Here is a 22299-nt window from a genome sequence, read left to right as displayed (position 1 = left end):
GCCTGAGACAATTATTTGCGGAAGTTCATTAAAATCCAAAGGGCTTTCTCTTAACCTGAAAATACCTGAATTATGAATAGTGTTTTAGTATACGATGGAAGTTTTAAGGGGTTGTTAACGGCAGTTTACCGCGTCTTTGATCAGAATTTGAAATCAGTGCGAATCAGCAGAAAAGGGAGGAGTACTCCTGATATCTTTAGTGAGCAGGTACTGGTAGAAACCAATCCGCAAGAGGCGCTGAAGGTTTGGAAGGCACTTCGGTTAAAAGCCGGGTCTTCCGGAGCCGACCGCATTTACCGGGCTTTTTTGAGTGAATTAAAAGGTGCAGAGAATTGTATCCTGGAGTATGTGAAAACCGCATATGGGGTAGAGCAGTTCAATGCTCAAGATTCAGGCTATTCCTGTATTAAGAATATCAATCATGCTGCGGCCATGGTAACTCGCTCAGAGGAGCGTAGTTTCGAGGTGATTGGCCGCTCTATGAACAACCATGGAAACAAATGGATACGGGTAGCTCCCGATTTTAATGTGGTACCCCTTATCGCAAAAAGGCTGCAGGTTTCTGAGGGAGATAGGCCATGGGTTATTTATGACACTAAAAGAAACTACGGTTTTCGCAATACTTCCTCGGGACTTGAGCCTGTTTATGAAAGCCATGTAATGGAAATGGATACATCGCCGGAAGTAGAGACCAGGGTGGTTTACACTTCTTGAATCGGGTTGCATAAGTGCCTCGCCAAAATTTTACTTATGCCCTTCTGAAATTATTTCGTAATTGCTGTACGATTTGATCTCTTTAACCCTGGTGGTTCTGCCAAAAACATCGGCCATGATCTCGGTTTGTTCTTCCTTGATAAGAAGGGTTTTATCCCGGCCGGCAGGTTCAAAAAAGACGCTTCGGTGGAATGAATGGACCGGCAGTAGTCGGAATTCCAGGGGAGCCGTGTTAGAGATCTCTGTGCGCTCAAGGTGTTTACTTGTTTTACTGAACCAGGCAACACCTTTGCACTTTTTCAGGTACTCTAAATGTTCAGGAAGCTCTTCTTTATTGTAGTAGAATTCTATTGCTAACTTGGTTTCCGAATTCTCCAGGATAGCGATGCGTGTTGTATCGATAAGGGCATGCGGACGCTCCACAGGGGCGGTTCTGAATTCCCGGAATTCCTTTTTATGATGCTTTGAAGGGGTGCTGTCGTTGTAGGCTGTTAATTGCCAGCGTTCTTCTGACGGACGTCTCGGGTCAAAATTCGCCTCGTATTTTGTAGTGTCATCCTCTTTAATGATCAGGTAAGAGTAGTTAAAACTTCGATCGGCTAGTTCGTCGGTCAGGTGTTCTTCGATCTGCCAGATCTCCAGCTGTAACTCCCGAAAAAGGGTTTCTGCCGATGATTCCTGGGCCCTTGAGCCAAAACCCCCGAAAACAATCAGAAGGATTGCGCAATATCTCATAAAAACAAAAGTTTACTGTTTAGAGCAGAAGAGTCTCATGGAATGGGAACTAAAAGATACATCTTTTGGGGTGATCTTTCCGGCAACTTCTGTTCAGTTGGAATTATAACCTGTTTAGCGGTTAACTGCATATTGATCGGTTGCAGGTACCCGCAGACATCATTTATTTTTTAAATTGCGAACAACTGGAAAAATTGGAGCATGAACCCCAAGACCATTAGCATATTTATTATTACCTGCCTCCTGGTATTGTTTGGATTTACCTATATCAGTGAAGCCCAAACGGATCAGGCGGGTAAAAGTCAGGACGGGTTCACTGTCTTTGATGAGGTGATCAAATACCCTACTACCGACACCTTTCTTATGTCGGGTAAGCGATCAAAAACCGATACCAGAGAGATCGACAGCATTGTAGCGAATATTGAACAGGTGGTCTTAAATGAAGAGTTACCCATAGAAGAAGAGCCGGTTATCGATTACCGAAAAATAGATACCTCCAGGATACGTCGTGTTGACTGGCCCGATAATAAGCCTGAATTGATAGCCCGATTAAAAAAACAACTGGCCTCAGGAGATTGCCGTATTATTCATTACGGTGACAGTCAGTTAGAGGGTGACCGTATTTCGGCTTATGTTCGTAACAGGCTGCAAACCCAATATGGCGGAGAAGGACCCGGATTTGTTCCGGTAAAGCAGCTTTATCACCAGTTAAAAGCGAAGGTTACTCCTTCAGAGAATTGGTTGCGTTTCGCAGCCTTTGATCCGAACCAGGAAAAATTTGAACATAAGAAATACGGAGCCTTTACCTCCCTGTCTCGTTTTACTCCTTTTGTACATCGCGATAGTGTGTCTCTGGATACCATTCCTATCACTGAGGCCACCATCGATATTGCTGCTACCCGGGTGTCTTATAAAAGAATAAGAAACTTTAACCGGGTTGGTTTGCACATGGGGCATATACAAACCCCCTTAAAGATCGAAGTCTATAACAATGGAGAGCTGATTCGGGAAGACAGCCTGGAAGCCGATCTGAGATATCGTAATTACCGCATAGACCTTGACACGGCCCCCACCGATATGAAGATCGTTCTCCGGTCTCAGATCAGCCCTGATTTTTACGGACTAACCTTTGATGGCAACTCCGGAGTAACCCTGGATAATGTAGCTATGAGGGGGGCATCAGGGACGGTATTTACCAAATTAGACCGACAAAATTTCGGTGCGATGATGGCTGAATTGGATCCTAAAATATTTATTTTTCAATATGGCGGAAATTCAGTGCCCTATCTGACCACTCCAAAGGCCATCGATAAATATGCGAAATATGTAATGACTAACCTGAAGTGGGTTCGCAGAACACAGCCGGACGCCAGTGTGATCTTTATCGGACCTTCTGATATGTCGACCCTGGAAAACGGACAATATATAAGCTATAAACACCTGCCTTATCTGAATGAAAAATTAAGGGAGGTGTGTCTTGAGAACGGGATCGCCTACTGGAGTATGTTTGAAGCCATGGGTGGCTCCAACTCCATGCAGCACTGGGTAGATCAGGAATTGGCGAAGGCCGATTACACCCACTTTTCCCGTTCCGGAACCAAGGTGATCTCCGAATTGTTCTATACAGCCCTGAACATGGACCTAAACGACTAATGCATGAGGAAACTTTTACCGGGACTTGCTGCTATGCTTTGGGTATTTACGGCCCTTTCCCAAAACTATGTGCTTGATAGTGTAATTACCGTGTATCCGGACTTGGTGAACCTGGAGGCGAATACTTTGTACTATGCCGAAGAATCTCCTGAGTTTAGTCGCTTTTTCTCCAAGCTCGACAGTGTGTACAGCGGCAAACGGGAAAAGCTTCATATCATGCATATTGGCGGTTCTCACATTCAGGCCGACTTTTATTCCAATAAACTGAGAACCTACCTTCAGAACATGAGCGAGGTGGCCACCAGTCAGCGAGGCTTCGTATTTCCTTACCATCTTGCGCATACTAACAATCCGTTGAATTACAGGGTAGAGGCCAATAACGATCTCTGGGAAGGCTACCGGTGTTCGGTCAATCATCATCAAAGTACCTGGGGCCTGTCTGGAGTTACAGCTGCCTTTTGCAGGGTAAGAGATACCATAGTGGTAAAAAGCAACTATAAGAACGATGTTCTTAATACCCGTTACTGCTTTAACCGGTTAAGGGTGTTTTACGATACCTGGACAGACGATTATGACGTAAGGGTTACAGAACCCGACCTGGTGGTCATGGATACCATTGTTGATCAGGGTAAATACCGGGAATTTCGGTTTAACAGTGATATCGAGGAAATATCACTGGTCGTTGAACGAAAATTTGACGCAGGCAGAGATACCGAATTTCTTCTCATGGGGCTTGAAATGATGAATGATGAACCCGGTATTGAATACACATCTATAGGAGCTAATGGGGCAAAATTTGATTCCTATTTCAGGTGTGATCTTTTTGAAGAACAGCTTGCCCTGTATTCGCCCGATCTTTTTATTATTTCCATTGGTACCAACGATGCCTATACCCCCAATTTTAAGCCTGAAAAGTTTGAATCCCAGTATGAAGAGTTCCTGCAAATGGTAAAGCGGGTAAACCCGGAATGTGCCATTTTATTGACCGTACCAAACGATTCCTATTATAAGCGCCGGCACCCCAATCCGCATACTGAAAAGCAACAAAAGATCATTCATGAACTTGCCAGACGACACCAAATGGCTGTGTGGGATTTTTATGAGGTCATGGGAGGCCTGGGAGCCTCAGGGCAATGGTATCAGAAGGAGCTCATGCCCAACGACCGTATTCATTTTACCCTGCCCGGATATAGCGTTAAAGCAGACCTGTTGTTAGATGCCCTGGTGAAGCAATGGGAGCAGATGACCTCAAGACCCGTGAACAGTTTATTAACCCATTTCAAGACTATCGGTGAACAGAATTAAAGATATTTTCACGTTTACAGAAGATTTCCCCCTCATTTTTACCCAGGCGAATTTCTGGATCTTTTTCGGGGTGATCTACCTGATCTTTGCCTTTGTATACAAACGTATCCGTATCAGGAATGTATACCTGTTTCTCATTTCACTTTTCTTTTATTACAAGACCAGTGGCATGTTTATCGGGCTGCTGATATTCTCCACCATTGTCGATTATTTTATAGGGAAGGGCATATACAGGAGCGATGATCCCTTGCGAAGAAAGGTGCTGGTAACCCTAAGTGTTATCGTTAACCTGAGTACTCTGTGCTACTTTAAGTATGCCTATTTCTTTACCGATTCCTTTAATTATTTATTCCAGACCGATTATGAGGTAGTTAACTGGTTGGCCCAATGGAGTAATAGCTTTACCACGGTAAATTACTTTACGGTAGATAAGATCATCCTGCCGGTGGGTATCTCTTTCTTTACCTTCCAGACCATCAGTTACAGTGTGGATATTTATCGTAATAAGGTCAAACCCCTTAACTCCATTCTCGATTTCGGATTTTATGTGAGTTTCTTCCCCCAGCTGGTGGCAGGACCCATTGTGCGGGCAGAGAATTTTGTACCCCAGATCGATGCACCTACCCGGATAACTCGTGACGATTTTAACCGGGGGAGTTTTATGATCCTGAAAGGGTTGATCAAGAAGATGATCTTTGCCGATTTTATTGCCATGCATTTTCTTGACAGGGTGTTCGATACCCCCGATATGTATTCCGGATTTACGAACGTCATGGCTATGATAGGGTACTCCCTGCAGATCTATGGTGATTTCTCCGGGTATACCGATATCGCTATCGGACTGGCCCTTTTAATGGGGTATAAGCTGCCCACCAACTTTAACTCTCCCTATAAGGCAGAGAATTGCGGGAACTTCTGGAAACGATGGCATATTTCTTTATCCACCTGGTTGCGGGATTACCTATATATCCCCCTGGGAGGTAATCGTGAAGGAACCAGGGCTTCCTATATTATTTTAGGGGTTATCCTTCTCGGGGTGATGATTGCCTTTGGCAACATATGGACGTATATTCTGATCCCTTCTTTAGTAGGGGTAGCCGTGTTAGGTGCCCGGTTTTCACCCACGGTAAAGAATCACATCAATACCAATATCAACCTGATGCTGACCATGCTCATTGGCGGACTCTGGCACGGGGCTTCCTGGAAGTTCGTGATCTGGGGTGGTCTGAACGGCCTTGGCATCGTGGTGTATAAATTCTGGAGAAAGGTGAGTCCCTGGGAAAACAAAACAGGAATGCTGGTCCATGCCTGGAAGATCCTGGTCACTTTCATTTTTATCACCTTTACCCGTATCTATTTCCGGGGAGAGAGCATGGAGCAGATCAGTATGCTCTACAACCAGATCTGGAATAATTTTGACTGGGCCGGGGCAGGAACCGTGCTGAGTGCTTATAGCTCGGTGTTCTGGGTCATGCTGGTTGGGTACATCACCCATTGGTTACCCCAATCCACAAAAGACGGTCTTCAGGGCCTCTACGGCCGCAGTCCGATGCCGGTGAAGGTAGGGGCGGTTGCTGTAGTCGGGGTACTGTGTTACCAGGCCTTTTCGAGCGATTTTCAGCCGTTTATTTATTTCCAGTTTTAAGGTACGGGGTACGTGGTACGGGGTACGGGGTACGGAGGTATGCAGGAGGGAAGTACTAAACACTTTTTTGAAACGAAACTATTCCCCTCCTTTTCAAGGAGGGGTGGTCGCACCAACGGCTTGAGCGGGGTGGTTCTGAAGGAGGGGTGCTCCGCAGGAGTGGGGTGGTTATAGCCGAAGGCTGCGGTACTCCCCGAAGAAATCTATCATTTACCATTTATAATCTACCATCCCTACATCCCTATATCACTAAAATAACTATCCATCCCTCGCGCCGGCTGGCCCCTTCGCTAAAAACAGCCACTGGCTGATTTTTAAACGCTCGGTCCCCCCACATCCCTACACAAAAATTTTCTATATTGTAATGAATTTCAACCACATGAAAAACTTCTTCGAAGAGCTAAAGCGCCGTAATGTGATCAAGGCAGCCATTGCCTATGTGGTCGTTGCCTGGGTGGTATTGCAGGTGATTTCGATTCTGGCACCCCTTTTTGAAGTCCCTTCAGGGGTTACCAAATTCATAACGGTTTTACTATTTATCGGTTTTCCTATTTGGATCGTTTTTTCCTGGGTATATGAGGCCACCACAGAGGGAGTTAAAAGAACCTCAGAGGTGCAACCCGGTGAGAGTATGAGCCATGTCATTAACAAAAGGCTGAATATTCTTATTGTGGTTATGTTAGTGGTAGCCGTGGCAGTAAATCTTTTAATGGGTACCCCTGTTTTGAATAAGGCTGATAATCAATCAGAAGAGCCATCCAGAAATACCGCTATCGTGGTACTGCCCTTTGATGATGAAAGCCCCGGGGAAGACAGTGAATGGTTCAGCAAGGCCATGACTACCGATGTACAGAGCAATCTGGCTTTGTTGTCTGAACTGAACGTTATCTCAAATACCTCGGCTGCACGCTATAAGAGTAGTGAAAAAAGTGTGCCTGAGATCATGCAGGAGCTCGGGGTAAATTATGTGTTGGAAGGCAATGTCAGTATACATGACGGGTACATGCGTATCAATGTGCAGCTCATTGATAGCAATGATCATCCTGTTTGGAATGAGGTTTTCAGGGAAGAATTTAAGGAAGTGCATCATATTCAGGAGCGCATTTCCAGGGCTATTGCAGAAAAATTAAAAGTAGCCATTAGTACTGAAGAAGATCGGGAACTGGTGAAGTTACCTACTTCCAGCCTGCAGGCCTATGAATTGGTAAACAGAGCTGTGATGTTATTAGACAGAGGTAACCGTGAAGATGAAAAAACCGTTAAAGAATTACTGAACAGAGCCATTGCCCTGGATTCAGGATATGCCGATGTCTATGCGCTGAAAGCCTGGGTGCTTCTGAATGACGTTTGGGAGTATGGAGGAGAAACGGAAACCTTGGGCAAGATTGATAGTCTTACCAGGAAGAGTCTGGAACTTGATCCTCAGAATATGCATGCCTTAATCCTTAAAAGCGATCTGAGTTATCGGGAACTTAATTATGAACAAACAGAATATTGGCTTGAAAAGGCGTTGGCTATCCATCCCAACCAACCGTTAATTAATGAGATAGCCTATTACCTTTATACTTCCCCTTTTGCCCCTGATACGCTTCGTGCCTATCAACATATGGAGAAAGCCCATAAACTCGATCCGTATTCTCCTTCTATAAATAGAACCTATTACTATTACCTCAATCAAAAGGGAGATTATGACGCCGCCTACGATCATTTAAAGACACATGATCTTGGTTGGGATGAAGATGAACACTGGTGGGCGAATACCTGGTGGACAGGTGTTGCAGAGAATGACCCCACCTATGCGGGGAAAGCCCTCATCGAACAATTAGAAAAAGACCCCGGCAATGCTAAATGGCATCAACAAATAGCCAGGTATTACGATGGCGTTTTTAATGATAATGAGAATTATGTTAAATATGCGAAGTCGGCTTATGCATTAGATAAAAAAAACCTGGGTATACTGTCAGAATATATTCAGGCCCTGGCGGAGTATGGAGCCTATGAGAAGGCGTTGAGTATTTTAGATACCCTTGATATTAGTCGTTATGAGAGAAATGCACTTGAGGTAAACCGGATGAGATCAAATGTATTATACCAACAGGGTAAGTATGAGGATGCCCTTAAGGAACTTGAAGAATTTTCTAAAGTATCAAGAACGAGTGCTAAATTTTGGACACTCGCCCAATTAAAGGATAAGGCGGCTATTGATGAATTTATTAACGATTACCGTTTGGAATTAAATCAGAATGATTGGGCGTTTTATTATGCGATTCAAGGCAACCGTGATTCCATGTATTTCTATTTAGATCACCCGAAAATTTTTGCAGAGCTGGTTAACAGTCGTTTTGAATTTGACCCTTACCGAAACGATGAGCGTTACAAGGACTTTTTGCGTAAACATGGCTTTCCTATTCCGGGGGAATACAATCCTTCAGAACTGGAGATCAAACAACCCAGAACCATCGAGGTAGAGGGGCAGTAAATACAAAACCTTGATTTTTTGACCGGAAGTTTGAAAATTTCCAATTTTCAAACTTCCAAATTCCAAAACTCGTCCCTCATACTCGTTCCTCAAACCATCTTATTCCCAAACCCCGGTGCCAAGAATAAAATCAGCGGCCATTCGCGCGTGCAGGTCGGTGGTGGGTAGCAGGGGGATGTCAGACTGTTCGTCGGCTAATAAAATAGGGAGTTCGGTGCAGCCCAGGATAATTCCTTCTGCACCCCTGGATCTAAGTTTGTCGATCTGTTCCCTATAAAACTCCCTGGCCTTCTCGGTAAACTGCCCCCGGGTGAGCTCTTTGCTAACAAAATAGTGTGATTTGTTAATACTGCCTTCGTTGTCGGGAATGAGAGTTTCGATACCATATTCGTTTTTCAGGATCTCCGGAATATAACCCAGGGTCATGGTGGGGCGGTTTCCAAGCAATCCCAGGGTGGTTAATGACTGATCTTCTGCGGCCCTCCCGGTTGACCTGGCTATATGGAGGATGGGGATACTGATCTTGGGCTGAACAAAGTTGTATACCTTGTGAGGGGTATTGGCGCAGATCAGGATGCCTTCGGCCCCGGCTGCTTCCAGTTTTTTGGATACTTCCAGGTATTTTTCATTGATGCGGTCCCAGTCCTGAGAACGCATGATCTCAATATTAATGCTGTAAATAATGAGTTCGGGGTTAGTTTGGCTTCCGAGCTCTTCGGCCACCATTTCGTTGATCAGTTTGTAGTATTCCAGAGTAGAGTACCAGGAGGTGCCCCCAATAAGTCCAAGGGTTTTCATATTTCTTTGGATTTCAAATGGCCGGTAAAGCCCCGGGTAGACTTTACAGGCTTGTAAAATTTATTTTCATTTTATGACGGGACTGTCAAAATACTTCGATCCCGATGCATGTAGGTTCGGTCTGGTATAATCTTATTCCAATGATCGTTTTATAGAAGCGCGAAATGATCTGTGATTTATGGTTGATCGGTTTCGGGGAGCTCCCCATCATAATCATACATTTTTTTAATATGTCGTCTTACATAGTAAAAACGGATTGCCCCGATAAAAAGCAACACCGGACCTATCACTATAAGCAAATAACCTATCCAAAGTATATCTTTAAGAATATCCAGTTTTACAATGGCCAGTCCGGAGCTGAGAAACACCACAAATGACCGGAAATAGGCCAGGAAGGTACGCTCGTTGGCCAGGCGCGTCCTGTCGAGGGCCAGAATATCAGTTAAACTCAAATGTGATTTAAACGTGACCTTGTATTTCATTTTGATCGGAATCATCAAAGTACTCCTATAAAGATACCTCATATTTACATAGTAGTTTGTAACCCGTGTTGCAAATGTCTGAACCCCTGCTGCTGAGAAATGATATTTTATTATTTAGCCCAGCCAAAGCAAGGAATTTGTGTATTTTCGAAGGCATTAGTCCCGTTATTCTATGGAGATGTCTGTTAACCTGATACTTTTGCTTCTTTTTTCAGCCACCCTGCTTCTCGGTAAAAGACTGGGCTTTGGTTGGGACGTTTTAGGTCTGAAGCCGGAAACCTTACGTTCGATGGACTTTTTGATCGGTTTCGTAGCTTCAGCGGTGGCCGGGGTATTGTGTTTCGGCATCCTGATCTGGCAAACAGAGGCCAGGGTGATCACAAATTCCTACAGCTCTTTTCAGTTTTTTACAGCAGCCTGGTGGACCCTACGGTCGGTACTCATTGAGGAACTTTTGTTCAGGGGTGTTTTACTGCTCCTCATTGCCCGTCACCTCGGAGTGCATAAGGCATGTATTATCTCTGCTGTGACCTTCGGTTTTTACCATTGGGGTAGCTATGGAGTATTTGGGGATATTCCCAGAATGCTGGAAGTCTTTGTGCTTACAGGGGTCGGAGGGCTCATGTTTGCCTATGCATTTTTGCTCACCCGGTCATTTTACCTGCCGGTAGGGCTGCACCTCGGGTGGAACCTGGTAAGTGTGGTGGTGTTTTCTGAAGGTCCGCTGGGAATGCAGTGGCTGGAGGTAGCCCCTCAACAAGATCTCGGACTGTTCATGACCGTAGTGATCTTTTTATACCAGATCATAGTGCTGCCCTGGGTAACCTGGTATTACCTGAAACAACGAAAAGGCCTGTTGTGGTAAGAAGTAGTTGAATATTTCGAGATTTTTGAAATCCAGATTTCTTATGGATTGGGATGACGATTTTTTAAAGGAGTAAAGGAGCGAAGGAGCAAAGAAAAAAAGCCGTCCTCAGGTTCTGGCAGGCCAGGATCCGCTTGATGAAGTTGCCGTGAAAAGCCAGGTGCTGTTTGAGCCACGCTGAAAGCGTAGTGAGCCTGCCTGCGGTAGGCAGGTTCAGCTGGCTTAGGCTACGAATCGTTAGCGGATGGCCGAAGAACCAGGACTAGACTTTTTTGTTACTTTTTTACTCACAGCTTTTATATTGTTTTAGAGGTGTTCGTGAGCCCTACTGGGTTGGGCAATGCAAAAAAGTAAGGTTAATGATTCATGAGAAGTCAAATTTAAAATTCACCAGTGGTAGTAATGCAGGAATTGGAATGGTGTCGACAAAATATAATGCGGAAATGTACCCAATACACCACACTTTTAGGAAGTTTTCTATTTTCTTGGCACCCAGATCTCATAGATAGGAACTCCCTTGCTGCTCTTACCGGAATGATGCCAGTTGCCGTCCTTGAGCTCATAGTTAAAATCAAGGCTGGCCCCGACACGGGAATCATCTCTTGAAAAGAATTCAATGTTTTCAATGTACTTCCCACCTTTTGCTGTATAAGTGCCTCCTCCGGTACCCATGAACTCCTTGGTTTCTGTATTATAAGCGATCCATTGGAAGCGCGTTCCTGAAAGGATCTTCATGGTCTTTCGCGGCCCGTCGGTGTCTCGCATTTGGATCTCTCCATCTCTTTTTCTTCCGGAGATCAGCCAGGCGCCGGCAAGTTTTGTCTCATCTCCCTGATCGATGCGGTTAAAGACCACCTCACTGCCTTTTTCCTTTAGGGTCATCTCGGTAAGTTCGATCTCAATACTCACGGTATTGCCTACCCGCTGAGGGATGGTGCAATCCCATTCCACGGTTTCATGCATCGTATTGCCATCCAGGCGCCAGCTACCACCATTGGCTCTTAAAAAATTGCCGTTGTCGGCCTGGTAATAGGCTACCGATTGATAGTTCTCCGTAAATATGGCTACGATCCGGACGTCATCGCCATGGGCATTGACGGTAGTGGCCTCCCAGGCGCCTACAGGGGATTGTGCAAATAAGGGGCTGCAAAAGAATATGGAGGATAATGCAAGAATGAAAGACTTCATAACGTATTGGTTTAGAAATGTTTACTAAAAATACGAAATGTTTGTGAGGTAATGCCAACCTGCGCCAAGGCTTCGGTTGGTGAAACAGTTAAACAGTTAAACAGTTAAACAGTTATACCGTTATACAGGGATTTAGGGGCCAGCTGGCGCCAGGGATGGATAGTTATTTTAGGGATATGGGGATATGCAGTTGTATGGTTCTATCTGTGGAGCCTAATGGCAAATTCCAGCAATAAAATTGAAAACCATAGAGTGACAAGCTAACTCGTCCCTTTTCATCATCCGAAGCTTTAGCGTAAGGTGACAAACTCGCCCGCCAAGCCGAATTTATTTGCCGTAGGAAGAGGCATGGTCCCTCAAACTCGTCCCTGAAACTTGTTCCTCGAACTTATTCGAGGAGTACCTCGCATTGCTCGGTCAACCTTATTGGGGGTGCTTTACCCATTATCCCGGGACTGCTCACGCAGTCCTTTCGGGAAAGTCCAAATCTTAAATTCCAAACTCGTCCCTGAAACTTGTACCTCGAACTTAATCGAGGAGTACCTCGCTTTGCTCGGTCAACCTTTTTGGGGGTGCTTTACCCATCATCCCGGGCCTGCTCTCGCAGCCCTCGGCATTTTTTGTTTCCTGCCTTACACTAACAAGTTAGTGACGTCTGAAAACAAAAAATCCCGATCAACTTACGTTGACCGGGATGATGTGCACATGAGAGGAGTCGAACCTCCACGCCCGGAAGGCACTGCCACCTGAAGACAGCGTGTCTACCATTTCACCACATGTGCGTGTTGCCTTGTAAAGAACGTTACTTGTTTTTAGGCGGGGGCAAATCTAAATAAATTGTTTGAAATGGGAAAGCAGAGAAGGTGATTTTCTTTTTACTTGTGTGAAGGAAGCCCTCTCCCGAAAGCTTTCGGGACGTCCACGCTGTGAGCGTGGCCACCTTCTTGAAGGTTCTGTTGAGGAAGTATCCCTCATCCGTCCACGCTGTTAGCCTGGCCACCTTCTCCCTGAGGGAGAAGGATTCTAATTTCTAAAGTGTTTTTTTTCTCCTTTACGGGATGATTTCAGAAGTACTTACCCTTCCCCCGCTGGGGAGGACTGAGCGGTTAAAAAAAGGTCCAGTGGACCTTTTTAGCGAAAGGGCCAGCTGGCGCGTGGGAGTCATATAGCATCCAGATCGGAAGGGGTTGGGTTAAACTAATTTCTCTGTTTATTAATAGCCCATTCAGGATGAGTCAAAACATTTGGCAGATCGCCACGTTGGCCCAAATGGGCCATCTCGCGAAGACGAGAAACCACCCCGCCCTGCGGGCACCCCTCCTTGGAAAGGAGGGGAATAGTTTCGTTTCAAAAAAGTGTTTAGTACTTCCCGCCTGCGTACCTCCGTACCTCCGTACCTTCGTACCCTGTAACAATCTAACTATCCTCCAATCAGCATCTTGCATCGTATTCTCACTCTTACCAACTTTGAAATCCAACAAAAAAATGTATTTTTGCACTCGCTAAATTTTTATGCTATGACCGAATCTGGTAAGATAGAACTAATGGCTCCGGCCGGAAATTTTGAATCACTGCAGGCTGCCCTCGATAACGGGGCCGATTCTGTGTATTTCGGAGTGGAACAGCTCAATATGCGAGCCCGTGCCAGTATCAACTTTACCATGGATGATCTGCCGGAGATCACCCGAAGATGTAAGGAGAAAAAGGTACGTACCTATCTTACCCTGAATACGATTATCTATGATCATGACCTCACCCTGATCAAAACCCTGCTGGATAAAGCCAAAGAGGCAGATATTACAGCCGTCATAGCAATGGACCAGGCCGTTATCGCCTATGCGCGACAGATCGGGATGGAGGTGCATATCTCTACCCAGATCAATATTACCAATATTGAGACCGTACGCTTTTATGCCATGTTTGCCGATACCATGGTGATGAGCCGTGAGTTGAGCCTGCGGCAGGTGAAAAAGATCTGTGATCAGATCGAAAAAGAACAGATCAAAGGTCCGTCAGGAAACCTGGTAGAGATCGAGATCTTTGGTCATGGAGCTCTTTGTATGGCCGTATCCGGGAAGTGCTATCTGAGCCTTCACTCTCATAACTCGTCTGCAAACCGAGGAGCCTGTAAGCAAAACTGCAGAAAGAAATACACCGTGATCGATCAGGAAAGTGGGTTCGAGATCGAACTCGATAACGAATATATGATGTCGCCCAAGGACTTGTGTACCCTCGACATTCTTGACCAGGTGATCGATTCGGGGGCCAAGGTGCTTAAGATAGAAGGTAGGGGCAGAGCTCCTGAGTATGTGGCCAGGGTGATCAAAACTTATCGGGAGGCTATTGATGCCTATGACGAAGGAACTTACAACAAGGAGAAGGTAACTGCCTGGATGGAGGAGCTGAGCAAGGTATATAACAGAGGGTTCTGGAATGGGTACTACCTGGGGCAGAAACTCGGAGAATGGAGTGACGGACCCGGGTCGCAGGCCACTCAGAAAAAAGTATATGTGGGTAAAGGCGAGCACTTCTTCCCAAAAGCCGGTATTGCCCAGTTCAAGATAGAGGCCTATGATATCAAGGTAGGAGATAAACTGCTGGTAACCGGTCCGACAACAGGGGTAGAAGAGTTTGAGCTCACCGAAATGATGGTGAATGATGACAAGGCTGAATCGGCTAAAAAAGGAGATTCTGCCACCTTTAAAACAGATTTCAGAGTTCGTCTTTCTGACAAACTTTATAAAATAGTTTCTGCATAGTGGTTGTAGTTACCTTACAAAGAGAAAAATGTATCGGGTGTAACTACTGCGTAGAACTGGCCCCCGGGCAGTTTCAGATGTCTAAAAAGGACGGAAAAAGCGTACTGCTGCACTCTAAGGAGAAGAAGGGGTTCTTCACCATTAAATCTCACGACAATACCATCTTTGATCCTTGCAAGGAAGCTCAAAAGGCTTGTCCGGTAAAGATCATTGTTACGAAGATGATTTAGTTTTAGCTAAGGAGCAAAGGAGCAAAGGAGCAAAGGAGCTAAGGAACTAAGGAACTAAGGAGCTAAGAAGTAAAGATGTGAAGAGGCGAAGAAGCTGAGGATATGCGTGTCTTTGCGAGCCGTAAAAGTTGCGACGTGGCAATCTCCCTATAACAGTCCGGACTACCTAAGAATATATTTCATTTGAAGTAATGAATAGTTCTGGGGATTTTTTCCAGCATTTCGGTGTTCAGGATCTTCGATTGTCCTGATGATCGTTGTTTCACTAATGTAACATAGAGCATCGCAGTAAAACAAAAAAGATTGCCGCGTCAGGGATTTGCCCTTCCTCGCAAAGACGATTAGTTCGCAAACTGCAAAAAAAAACTGCCCCGGTTATCCGGGGCAGTTTATGAGATCAATGAGATTACATAGTACTAATCATCCTCATACTCATTATCGTAAGAGTCATCTTCAAAGTCGCCACAGACTTCTCCATGGGCGATGAGGTATATAGATCCCGACAGGCCGTCAACGGTATAGGAGTCTTCTTTTGCATAATCCAGGTTTTCATTTTTACCGGGATATTGACCGGGTGCAACGGTTGGCCTTCCGTTTTTGCTTTCAGGATATAGTTCGGTGCCTGCATAGAAATGCGTTTCGGTGATATAGAACCCATCCATCATTTCATAGGTGGCTGTCAGCGAACCTTCCATATAGGTAACATGGAGGTAACCCACCAGGGTTCCCTTTTCAGTATCGCACTGTCCGGCTCCTGCCCAAAGTTCCAGTTTGCCTTCAAAGCCTTCCTCCAGCGGATTGGTCCACCCCCAGCGCTGAAAAGCCGGATCGGTATCATTAAAGCACATGCCTTCGGTATCTTTGGCAAACATGGTTTCACAACCGGTAATAATATTTTCACAGTGAAATTTCAGATCGTCTATAGCTCCTGAATTGTTGAGGTTCAATACCATTTTGACCACCCCTGGAGTGCTTTCCAGGTCAACCATTTGTTTTCCGTTATCATTCATAGGCAGGATCTCCTTTTCCAGAAGCAGGTTGTCTTCTCCGTCAAAAAGTCTTACAAAGGTGCCTTCTCCCTTGCTCTCTCCATCAAGATCGATCATCAGAAAGGAATCCATGGTAACGCTTCCGCTGCCATATCCGGAAAAGTTAATCTCGTAATAGGATCCTTCCACAAAACTGTCGTCTGGATCTTCACTGTCAAAGTCTTCTGTAATTATTAAGAGGTTGTTTTGAGCCGTATCGTTAGAGGCTTCATTTCCATCGCTGCTGGAATCAGATACTCCGGGGCCACCGTATTGCTGATTGGGAGTGCCCAGATCAATATCTTCTCCTGTTGGGTTGTTGGAATCAAAGATCATTGCCGCATTTTGCCCCGGAAAATCGGGATTTTCAGCGTAAATGCTAATTTCTCCCGTACATCCGCCGGGAACAACGACCTCAATAAGGTCGCCTGCAGCATACCCCTCGTCAAAGGTAATGGTGGCTGGTTCACTGATCACGGCCTTTGAATAGACCTCTAATAGTTTTTCTTCTTCAGAGAGTTCAGATGTCTGACACCCAAACATAATTAAAGTTGCAAATAATGCCGCTCCGAGAACTCGTTTCATTGTAATAGGTTATTGATTAACAGCCCTTTAAATTACATATATTGCTGATTGTCAAGTAAGTAAATTCGTTCTAGTTCTAGTAAAAACGTTGTAAGAATAATGTGTTTTGAATTATCGAAATTTATGGTAACCAGGTGTAGTGAATCAAATATTTTTATTCTGCAAACTGCTTAACTTGTTGATATTCAAAAAAGAAAATATTTATTCGTTTTTTACAATCTATATACTATGCATGCATAGTATATTTGCAGTGTTGAATTTTTGAATAGAGAGTTGAGCGGGAATCAGAATAGCGTAAGCATCCCGTATCACTAAAAAATATTACTTATCCTACTTGAGATAAGACCGAATTCCGCCCCATTGGAATTCGAATTACGATCTCATAATTAGTTGGTTTTGATTATTTAAGTTGGTTGGTTAGAAAGGTTGCTCATTTGGGTAACCTTTTTTTTTAGATGAAAGAGTCAAGACAAAAGAATCAAGATAACTTACTTCTGGTTCAAACCTGGTCTACTATACAGAAAAGGCATTGAGTAAGATTTGGAAGATTGCCACGCTCCGTTTAAGCGGAGATCACAAAGACGAAAAAAAACATACCTAAGAGCTGATAGGCAGGCTCGTTCCTCAAACTCATACTCCCTACTCACTCTCATCACTGCCCAACATCCCTGCACACACTCCCCCCAGCAATCAGGTAAATGTCTCCCTTCAGATCGTCTATGGTAATAGCACCTTCTGTGGCGTATTGAATATCCTGTATCAGCGAGAAGGCCTCAGGATCTATGGTGTAATTTCCATTGGCATCCTTAGGAAATTTATCTTCGCCGGCATAGAACAATGCTTCGGTTAAATAGAAGCCTTCCAGCATTTCAAAGCGGATTTCCAGGACACAATCCTTGTAAGAAACATAGAGTTCTCCCGCAAGAACTCCATTAGAGATATCACATCCGGCAGCTCCCATCCATAGTTCCAGGGTACCCTCATATCCATCTTGTATTAAGTTGGTCCATCCCCACTGGTCTGTGCTTATACCTTGCTCATCTATAAAACAAAGTGCATTTTCATCTCCGGCAGAGATCCTTTGGCATTGAAAATCATCCTGGCGATTACAGGTAAAGGTGATGTTGTCAATAGCTCCTGAATTGTTCAGGTTGATCACCATTCTTTCTACACCTTCGGTGTTTTCCAGGTCGATCAGGCGAACCTCATTATCTTGTCCGAGAGGAATGGGTTTGGTTAACAGCAGTTCATCATCTTTTCCGTACAAATTTACCACAGTGGCTTCTCCAAGGCTTGCTTCGTCTACATCGATCAACAGAAAAGACTCCATAGTCACATAACCATCACCGTATTTGGTGAAATTAAACTCATAGTACGAACCTACAATAAAACTATCGTCAGGATCCCGTCTGCTAAAGTCTTCGGTAATGATCAGGACATTGCCCAGGGCCTCCTGGTTAGAGTCTTGTATCCCGTCTTTTGACCTCCCCGGACCACCGTAACCCTCGTTAGGTGTACCCAGGTCCCAGTCGTCGCCGGTGGGGTTTGCGGAATCGAAGATCATAGCTGCATTTTTAAAAGGAAATCGTGGATTTTGAGCGTATAGGTATACCTTGCCTCCGCATCCGTCAGGATTTACCTTGTATACGTAATCACCGGCTTTAAAGTTGTGGTTCGGTTCATCAAAAGTTATGGTAACAGATTCTGTAAAGGGGAGCATCTCTTCCGTTTCGGAAAACCAGGCATCTTCATTTGGGTCCGTCGAACGACAGGACCACATCGCTAACAGGATAATGAAGGCCAGGCGATAAACCTGTTTCATTGTTAATAGGTATTACTTTAACTTAGCTTAAATTACGTAAAATATTGCAAATCAGATAATTAAATAGTTGTTTTACCACTTTTGAATTGCCAGGTTTCCTTTAGCATTTCATGATATATTAAGAAAAAGTGTAACAATTCAGTCCAAAACTCAACTCATTAGATATTCATCAACCAAAATAAACAAGCCTTATGAAAGGAATTTTCACCTTGATCTGCAGCTTTATGCTGTTCTTACAGCTAACTGCTCAGGATACCGTAAACACCAACTGGAAAGAGGATATAAGCTACCTCAAAGAACTTATTGACAGTGAGTACCCCTTTCTGTATAAAAAGATCAGCAAAGATGATTTTCATGCTGCAGCCTCAGAACTGATGGCCCAAGCCGAAGATGCAGAAGATCATGAAATGGTCGTTGGATTAATGAAGCTGGTATCTTCTTTTGGATACGGACATACGAGTGTAGGATTGCGGGATACGCCCTTTTCGTTGCGGCAACTTCCTTTGAACTTAAAGGAATTTAAGGACGGGATTTATATAGAAGGTTCTCAGGAAGCCTTTGCAGCAGATGTCGGGGCCAGGGTTTTGAAAATTGCAGGGGAGGACGTAAAAGAGGTCTATAAAAAAGTATACCCCTATTTTCCTGCTGAAAATTCACAATTCTTTAAAGCTTATGGAATGAACTTTCTTATCACCACCGAGCTGTTGGCCGGGGAGGGGTTGATAGAAAATCCTTTGTCTGAAGTAAGCCTTACTTTGTTGAAAGATGGCCTTGAATACCAGCGGGTATTCGCTCCTATGGAAAAGGGTGAACGCGCTCCAACCGCATATGGTTACACCAAAAATGACGAGGGATGGATAAGCGCCAGGGATACCACATCAAGCCCAAATTATCTAAAGCATTTAGACCGTATTTACTATAGTGAATATATGCCTGACCATAATACCATGTACGTGCGGCAAAGTCAGATACAGGATGACTCATTGATGGCCATCCCTGAGTTTTATGACAAGGTCTTCCGGGAAATAGAAGAAAAGAATATAGAGAAGCTGGTAATAGACGTCCGCTTAAATGGAGGAGGAAACAACTATAAGAACAAAGCTGTTCTGAAAGATATTATTACGCATCCTGAGATCGATTCTCTGGGGCATCTTTTTGTGATACTCGGAGACCGTACCTTTTCAGCCTGTCAGAACCTGGTTAATGAACTTGACAATTATACCAATGCCGTTTTTGTTGGAGAGCCTACCGGAGAGAATATCAACTTTTACGGTGATAATAATAAGGAAGAACTGCCACATAGTAAGATACCTGTATACCTGAGTTTCGCCTGGTGGCAGGATAAACCCCAATGGGAAAACCAGCAATGGCTGCCGCCGCATGTGGCTGTTCAAATGAGCTTCGAGGAGTTTGTGAACAACCAGGATCCCGTTCTGGATGCCGCATTAAACTTTGATGATGATGGCTTTATTCTTGACCCTATGGGGCATCTCACGACCTTGTTCATGAAAGGCGATATTGAGACGCTTAAAAAGGATGCCTTTATGCTGTCTAAAGATGAGCGGTATACCTTTTTTGACCTGGAGTCCAGGTTTGTTGAAGTAGGAGAGCGCTTGGCGAATACCGGACAGGTTAATGAAGCCATGTTTGTGTACCAGTTAAATACCGAATTGTATCCTGAATCAGTTGCTTCCTGGTATGGACTGGCCAAAACTCTGAAAAAGAGTGGTAAAATGGAGGAGGCCAAAGGTGCCGGGCAAAAAGCGCTGTCACTCGCTAAAGATCAAACAGAATTGCAAACAGAACTCAAAGGCTTTCTCGAGGATTTCTAAGAACGGCTGATGATTAATGATGTTAAGTTTATACTAAATACTTTTTAATTATTGATACATCAATTAATTTAGTAGTGGAATTCAATCATCAACCAATAATGAACAGTTTAATCAAAACTCTGACCATTATTCTGCTGACACTCTTTTTAAACCTTTATGTTTTATAAGGGTTTAGCAGAAATGTAATCCTAACCAACCAAAAAATACGGGAGAGAATTTAAATCCCCCAAAGCTCCCTGCCACCCCCATGGCGGGGATTCTTTTTTTGAAGTAAAGGGGCAAATTAGCGAATTGGCAAATAGGCGAATAGACTGAAGTTACCGACTTACGAAGAGTTGATCAATTTTACGGTTCTCCAATTACTCAGTTTTAAAATATCCTGACCACAGACCATCTTTAATTCTCGACTCCCGACTCCCGACTCCCGACTCACCATTTCACTCCTGTCAATTCCCATTGTCCCAATGCGATCGGGATATTCCCAATAGCATTGAGACCGTCAAAGAATTCTTTTAATACAAAGGGCTCATTTTGCAGTTCCTTCATCTTCGCATATTCTTTCAGAGCTTCTTCCACCAGGTATTTCCCGGTAATATAGCTGGTACCGTACCCGGGTTGTCTCAGGTATAGATGTTGTTCGAAAATAAGAAGTTCTTTTTCTGTTTTCATCCAGCCTCGAGGAGTGTATTCTGAGTGGATGCCTGCGGCCTCTTCCATGGTCATTTCATTGGCATGGGCGTAGAGTGATCCGAGTCCCCTGGCGGCTCTTTGTGCGATCATGATGTAGACGATCTCCCTGGCCCTGGGATTATCATCGTAAAGGCCGGCCTGCATGAATAGCTCTTCTACAGCTGTTGCCATGCCTTCATTGCGGGAATCAAAAATATTGTAAAGTACAGCGTCTTTTCTTATCGGATTTGGATTGGGTTCCAGGTCCATTCTTGCCAGCTCGAACCAATGATAGAAATGAGAGAATAAGGGTTTTGGATCAAGGTGGGCCGTTATCCAGAAAAAGTTTCGGGTTTCTTCAGGAACAAAACGACCCAGGTGGGCTTGAAGGGCGGGTTCAAAATAGTCTTTTACGGTTACAATGTCGTTCTCATCTAAAAAGCTGAGTAACTCTTCTGCAGCCTTTTTTGCCAGCGTATCGTAAGCCTCAGCATCCCTGGCCGGTTCCAGTGGTGGGAGATGTCTGTTGCGGTGTTCTTCCAGTTTAAGCGAAGCCCATGCCCGTGCCAATTCTCTTTTTAACAATATGACTTCATCCTCCCAGGTAAGGGGAACCAAATGGACATTTTGCTGGTACCAGGTGTAATTGTCTTTTCCAATTCCCGACGGGCCGGTTTTTTTATCGGCTTCAGACTTTAACCATTCAGCCAAATCAAGGGTGGAGGTTTTGGCTTCGTCGATCACTGCCAAAAGTTTGGTGTCATCACCAACTCCTGCCAAAGTTTTGAGGTTTTCAAGGTCGGCAGCCTGGGTTTCAATATCCCGAATCCCGGCAACCCAAAGATCGCGGGCATTTCCTGTAAGGTTAGTTTTTGCCTGGTCGTTCAATGCGGGTATGATCTTTAGGGAGGCGATAAACGCCTCGCGCTGCTCTTGTGATAATGGGAATTTGTATTGCCATACCTCGGTAACAGCATGATGGGTAGGACCTTCATGGGCCGGAACATCACTTCGGGAGGTCCAGATCGATTTATAAAATGCAGGATCTCTTTCCCAGGGTTTCAGAATATTTTGATTGAAATCATAGCCGTTCATTTCTGCCCATACAATATACCAGTCTGCCTTCTCTGAGGGGGTCCAGTTTGTGGTGTCAATAGCCTCCAGGGCGGCTCTGAGTTCCGTAAAAACCGGCCACTTTTTTTGAAAGGTTTCGCGGCTATAATCAGGAGCCCCTTCTTTTAATGGGGGGAGCTCAAAAGCTCTCCATTTTTTAAAAAGGGCTGTGAGTTCAGGATGACTTTTTTTCTGGTCACCTTCCGTCTGCGCCAGAGCATGAAATGAAGGTGTGAGTAAAGAAAGGAGACAAAACAGCAGAAAGAAAGATCGGATATTCATATGGTTAGTTATTGTAGTCGGTTGGTTTGTAGGGGTGAAGTTCTAAATCTACTCCCTGATCCATGACCGAAAATTTTTACTTTCTATCAAAGAAACAAATTTTTAAATACATTGC

The 22299-nt window shown here is 44.5% G+C and carries 16 protein-coding genes and 1 tRNA gene; 9 read left to right on the top strand and 8 right to left on the bottom strand.

Features of this window, described 5'->3' with window-relative positions:
- Nucleotides 1-72 precede the first annotated feature (72 nt).
- On the top strand, nt 73-714 hold the full coding sequence (locus E7Z59_RS00290) for a hypothetical protein (RefSeq protein WP_136334292.1): 642 nt from the start codon (nt 73-75) through the stop codon (nt 712-714).
- 30 nt (nt 715-744) lie between these two features.
- On the opposite strand, the gene E7Z59_RS00285 is transcribed toward E7Z59_RS00290, so the two are convergent.
- Entirely contained in the window at nt 745-1449 is a 705-nt protein-coding gene (locus E7Z59_RS00285; protein ID WP_136334291.1) for a hypothetical protein, read from the bottom strand.
- Between the two features lie 201 nt (nt 1450-1650).
- On the opposite strand from E7Z59_RS00285, the gene E7Z59_RS00280 reads away from it, so the two are divergent.
- The 4 genes from E7Z59_RS00280 to E7Z59_RS00265 all read left to right on the top strand — a co-directional run bounded on the left by E7Z59_RS00280 (nt 1651) and on the right by E7Z59_RS00265 (nt 8531).
- A complete protein-coding gene (locus tag E7Z59_RS00280) occupies nt 1651-3102 on the top strand; it encodes a GDSL-type esterase/lipase family protein (protein ID WP_136334290.1) in 1452 nt (483 codons plus the stop codon).
- Nucleotides 3103-3105: 3 nt separating this feature from the next.
- Nucleotides 3106-4407: a GDSL-type esterase/lipase family protein gene (locus E7Z59_RS00275; protein ID WP_136334289.1), complete on the top strand. Its 1302-nt coding sequence runs from the start codon at nt 3106-3108 to the stop codon at nt 4405-4407.
- Nucleotides 4394-6052, top strand: coding sequence for an MBOAT family O-acyltransferase (locus E7Z59_RS00270; RefSeq protein ID WP_136334288.1), 1659 nt, complete (start codon nt 4394-4396; stop codon nt 6050-6052). The genes E7Z59_RS00275 and E7Z59_RS00270 overlap by 14 nt, the downstream gene beginning before the upstream one ends.
- Nucleotides 6053-6431: 379 nt before the next feature.
- Nucleotides 6432-8531, top strand: a complete 2100-nt coding sequence (locus E7Z59_RS00265; protein ID WP_136334287.1) for a hypothetical protein — start codon at nt 6432-6434, stop codon at nt 8529-8531.
- A 99-nt stretch (nt 8532-8630) separates the two neighbouring features.
- On the opposite strand, the gene E7Z59_RS00260 is transcribed toward E7Z59_RS00265, so the two are convergent.
- Together E7Z59_RS00260 and E7Z59_RS00255 are read right to left on the bottom strand one after the other, a co-directional pair.
- Nucleotides 8631-9329, bottom strand: coding sequence for an aspartate/glutamate racemase family protein (locus E7Z59_RS00260; protein ID WP_136334286.1), 699 nt, complete (start codon nt 9327-9329; stop codon nt 8631-8633).
- Between the two features lie 176 nt (nt 9330-9505).
- A complete protein-coding gene (locus tag E7Z59_RS00255; protein ID WP_242015652.1) occupies nt 9506-9853 on the bottom strand; it encodes a DUF202 domain-containing protein in 348 nt (115 codons plus the stop codon).
- Between the two features lie 130 nt (nt 9854-9983).
- Here E7Z59_RS00255 and E7Z59_RS00250 point away from each other — a divergent pair, with 130 nt between their 5' ends.
- Nucleotides 9984-10676 carry a CPBP family intramembrane glutamic endopeptidase gene (locus E7Z59_RS00250; protein WP_136334284.1) on the top strand — a complete coding sequence of 231 codons (693 nt, stop codon included), beginning with the start codon at nt 9984-9986 and terminating at the stop codon, nt 10674-10676.
- A gap of 477 nt (nt 10677-11153) precedes the next feature.
- Here the strand turns inward: E7Z59_RS00250 and E7Z59_RS00245 are convergent, their stop codons facing one another.
- Together E7Z59_RS00245 and E7Z59_RS00240 are read right to left on the bottom strand one after the other, a co-directional pair.
- Nucleotides 11154-11864, bottom strand: coding sequence for a membrane or secreted protein (locus tag E7Z59_RS00245; RefSeq protein WP_136334283.1), 711 nt, complete (start codon nt 11862-11864; stop codon nt 11154-11156).
- A 700-nt stretch (nt 11865-12564) separates the two neighbouring features.
- Nucleotides 12565-12646, bottom strand: a tRNA-Leu gene (locus E7Z59_RS00240).
- Between the two features lie 735 nt (nt 12647-13381).
- On the opposite strand from E7Z59_RS00240, the gene E7Z59_RS00235 reads away from it, so the two are divergent.
- Nucleotides 13382-14623: a peptidase U32 family protein gene (locus tag E7Z59_RS00235; protein ID WP_136334282.1), complete on the top strand. Its 1242-nt coding sequence runs from the start codon at nt 13382-13384 to the stop codon at nt 14621-14623.
- Nucleotides 14623-14853, top strand: a complete 231-nt coding sequence (locus E7Z59_RS00230; protein WP_136334281.1) for a ferredoxin — start codon at nt 14623-14625, stop codon at nt 14851-14853. Before E7Z59_RS00235 ends, E7Z59_RS00230 begins: the two co-directional genes overlap by 1 nt.
- A gap of 416 nt (nt 14854-15269) precedes the next feature.
- On the opposite strand, the gene E7Z59_RS00225 is transcribed toward E7Z59_RS00230, so the two are convergent.
- Together E7Z59_RS00225 and E7Z59_RS00220 are read right to left on the bottom strand one after the other, a co-directional pair.
- Nucleotides 15270-16466, bottom strand: a complete 1197-nt coding sequence (locus tag E7Z59_RS00225) for a hypothetical protein (RefSeq protein WP_136334280.1) — start codon at nt 16464-16466, stop codon at nt 15270-15272.
- Nucleotides 16467-17118: 652 nt separating this feature from the next.
- On the bottom strand, nt 17119-18288 hold the full coding sequence (locus tag E7Z59_RS00220; protein ID WP_136334279.1) for a hypothetical protein: 1170 nt from the start codon (nt 18286-18288) through the stop codon (nt 17119-17121).
- A gap of 191 nt (nt 18289-18479) precedes the next feature.
- Between E7Z59_RS00220 and E7Z59_RS00215 the strand changes: the two genes are divergently transcribed.
- Nucleotides 18480-20120 (top strand): S41 family peptidase, encoded by a 1641-nt coding sequence (locus E7Z59_RS00215; protein WP_136334278.1) that lies wholly within the window; start codon nt 18480-18482, stop codon nt 20118-20120.
- Nucleotides 20121-20549: 429 nt separating this feature from the next.
- Here E7Z59_RS00215 and E7Z59_RS00210 read toward each other — a convergent pair whose 3' ends face one another.
- Nucleotides 20550-22184, bottom strand: coding sequence for a DUF885 domain-containing protein (locus E7Z59_RS00210; RefSeq protein WP_136334277.1), 1635 nt, complete (start codon nt 22182-22184; stop codon nt 20550-20552).
- Nucleotides 22185-22299 lie beyond the last annotated feature (115 nt).

Origin of the sequence: Robertkochia marina, from assembly GCF_004799345.1 — a bacterium.
Classification (GTDB): domain Bacteria; phylum Bacteroidota; class Bacteroidia; order Flavobacteriales; family Flavobacteriaceae; genus Robertkochia; species Robertkochia marina.
The sequence above is the reverse complement of the archived record's forward strand: the minus strand, read 5'-3'. Positions and strand labels throughout refer to the sequence as shown.

Bases quoted from the DNA above. Each gene is read 5' to 3' on its own strand.
- E7Z59_RS00290 (WP_136334292.1), top strand. From the start codon at position 73: ATGAATAGTGTTTTAGTATACGATGGAAGTTTTAAGGGGTTGTTAACG.
- E7Z59_RS00285 (WP_136334291.1), bottom strand. From the start codon at position 1,449: ATGAGATATTGCGCAATCCTTCTGATTGTTTTCGGGGGTTTTGGCTCA.
- E7Z59_RS00280 (WP_136334290.1), top strand. From the start codon at position 1,651: ATGAACCCCAAGACCATTAGCATATTTATTATTACCTGCCTCCTGGTA.
- E7Z59_RS00275 (WP_136334289.1), top strand. From the start codon at position 3,106: ATGAGGAAACTTTTACCGGGACTTGCTGCTATGCTTTGGGTATTTACG.
- E7Z59_RS00265 (WP_136334287.1), top strand. From the start codon at position 6,432: ATGAAAAACTTCTTCGAAGAGCTAAAGCGCCGTAATGTGATCAAGGCA.
- E7Z59_RS00260 (WP_136334286.1), bottom strand. From the start codon at position 9,329: ATGAAAACCCTTGGACTTATTGGGGGCACCTCCTGGTACTCTACTCTG.
- E7Z59_RS00255 (WP_242015652.1), bottom strand. From the start codon at position 9,853: ATGAGGTATCTTTATAGGAGTACTTTGATGATTCCGATCAAAATGAAA.
- E7Z59_RS00250 (WP_136334284.1), top strand. From the start codon at position 9,984: ATGGAGATGTCTGTTAACCTGATACTTTTGCTTCTTTTTTCAGCCACC.
- E7Z59_RS00245 (WP_136334283.1), bottom strand. From the start codon at position 11,864: ATGAAGTCTTTCATTCTTGCATTATCCTCCATATTCTTTTGCAGCCCC.
- E7Z59_RS00235 (WP_136334282.1), top strand. From the start codon at position 13,382: ATGACCGAATCTGGTAAGATAGAACTAATGGCTCCGGCCGGAAATTTT.
- E7Z59_RS00225 (WP_136334280.1), bottom strand. From the start codon at position 16,466: ATGAAACGAGTTCTCGGAGCGGCATTATTTGCAACTTTAATTATGTTT.
- E7Z59_RS00220 (WP_136334279.1), bottom strand. From the start codon at position 18,288: ATGAAACAGGTTTATCGCCTGGCCTTCATTATCCTGTTAGCGATGTGG.
- E7Z59_RS00215 (WP_136334278.1), top strand. From the start codon at position 18,480: ATGAAAGGAATTTTCACCTTGATCTGCAGCTTTATGCTGTTCTTACAG.
- E7Z59_RS00210 (WP_136334277.1), bottom strand. From the start codon at position 22,184: ATGAATATCCGATCTTTCTTTCTGCTGTTTTGTCTCCTTTCTTTACTC.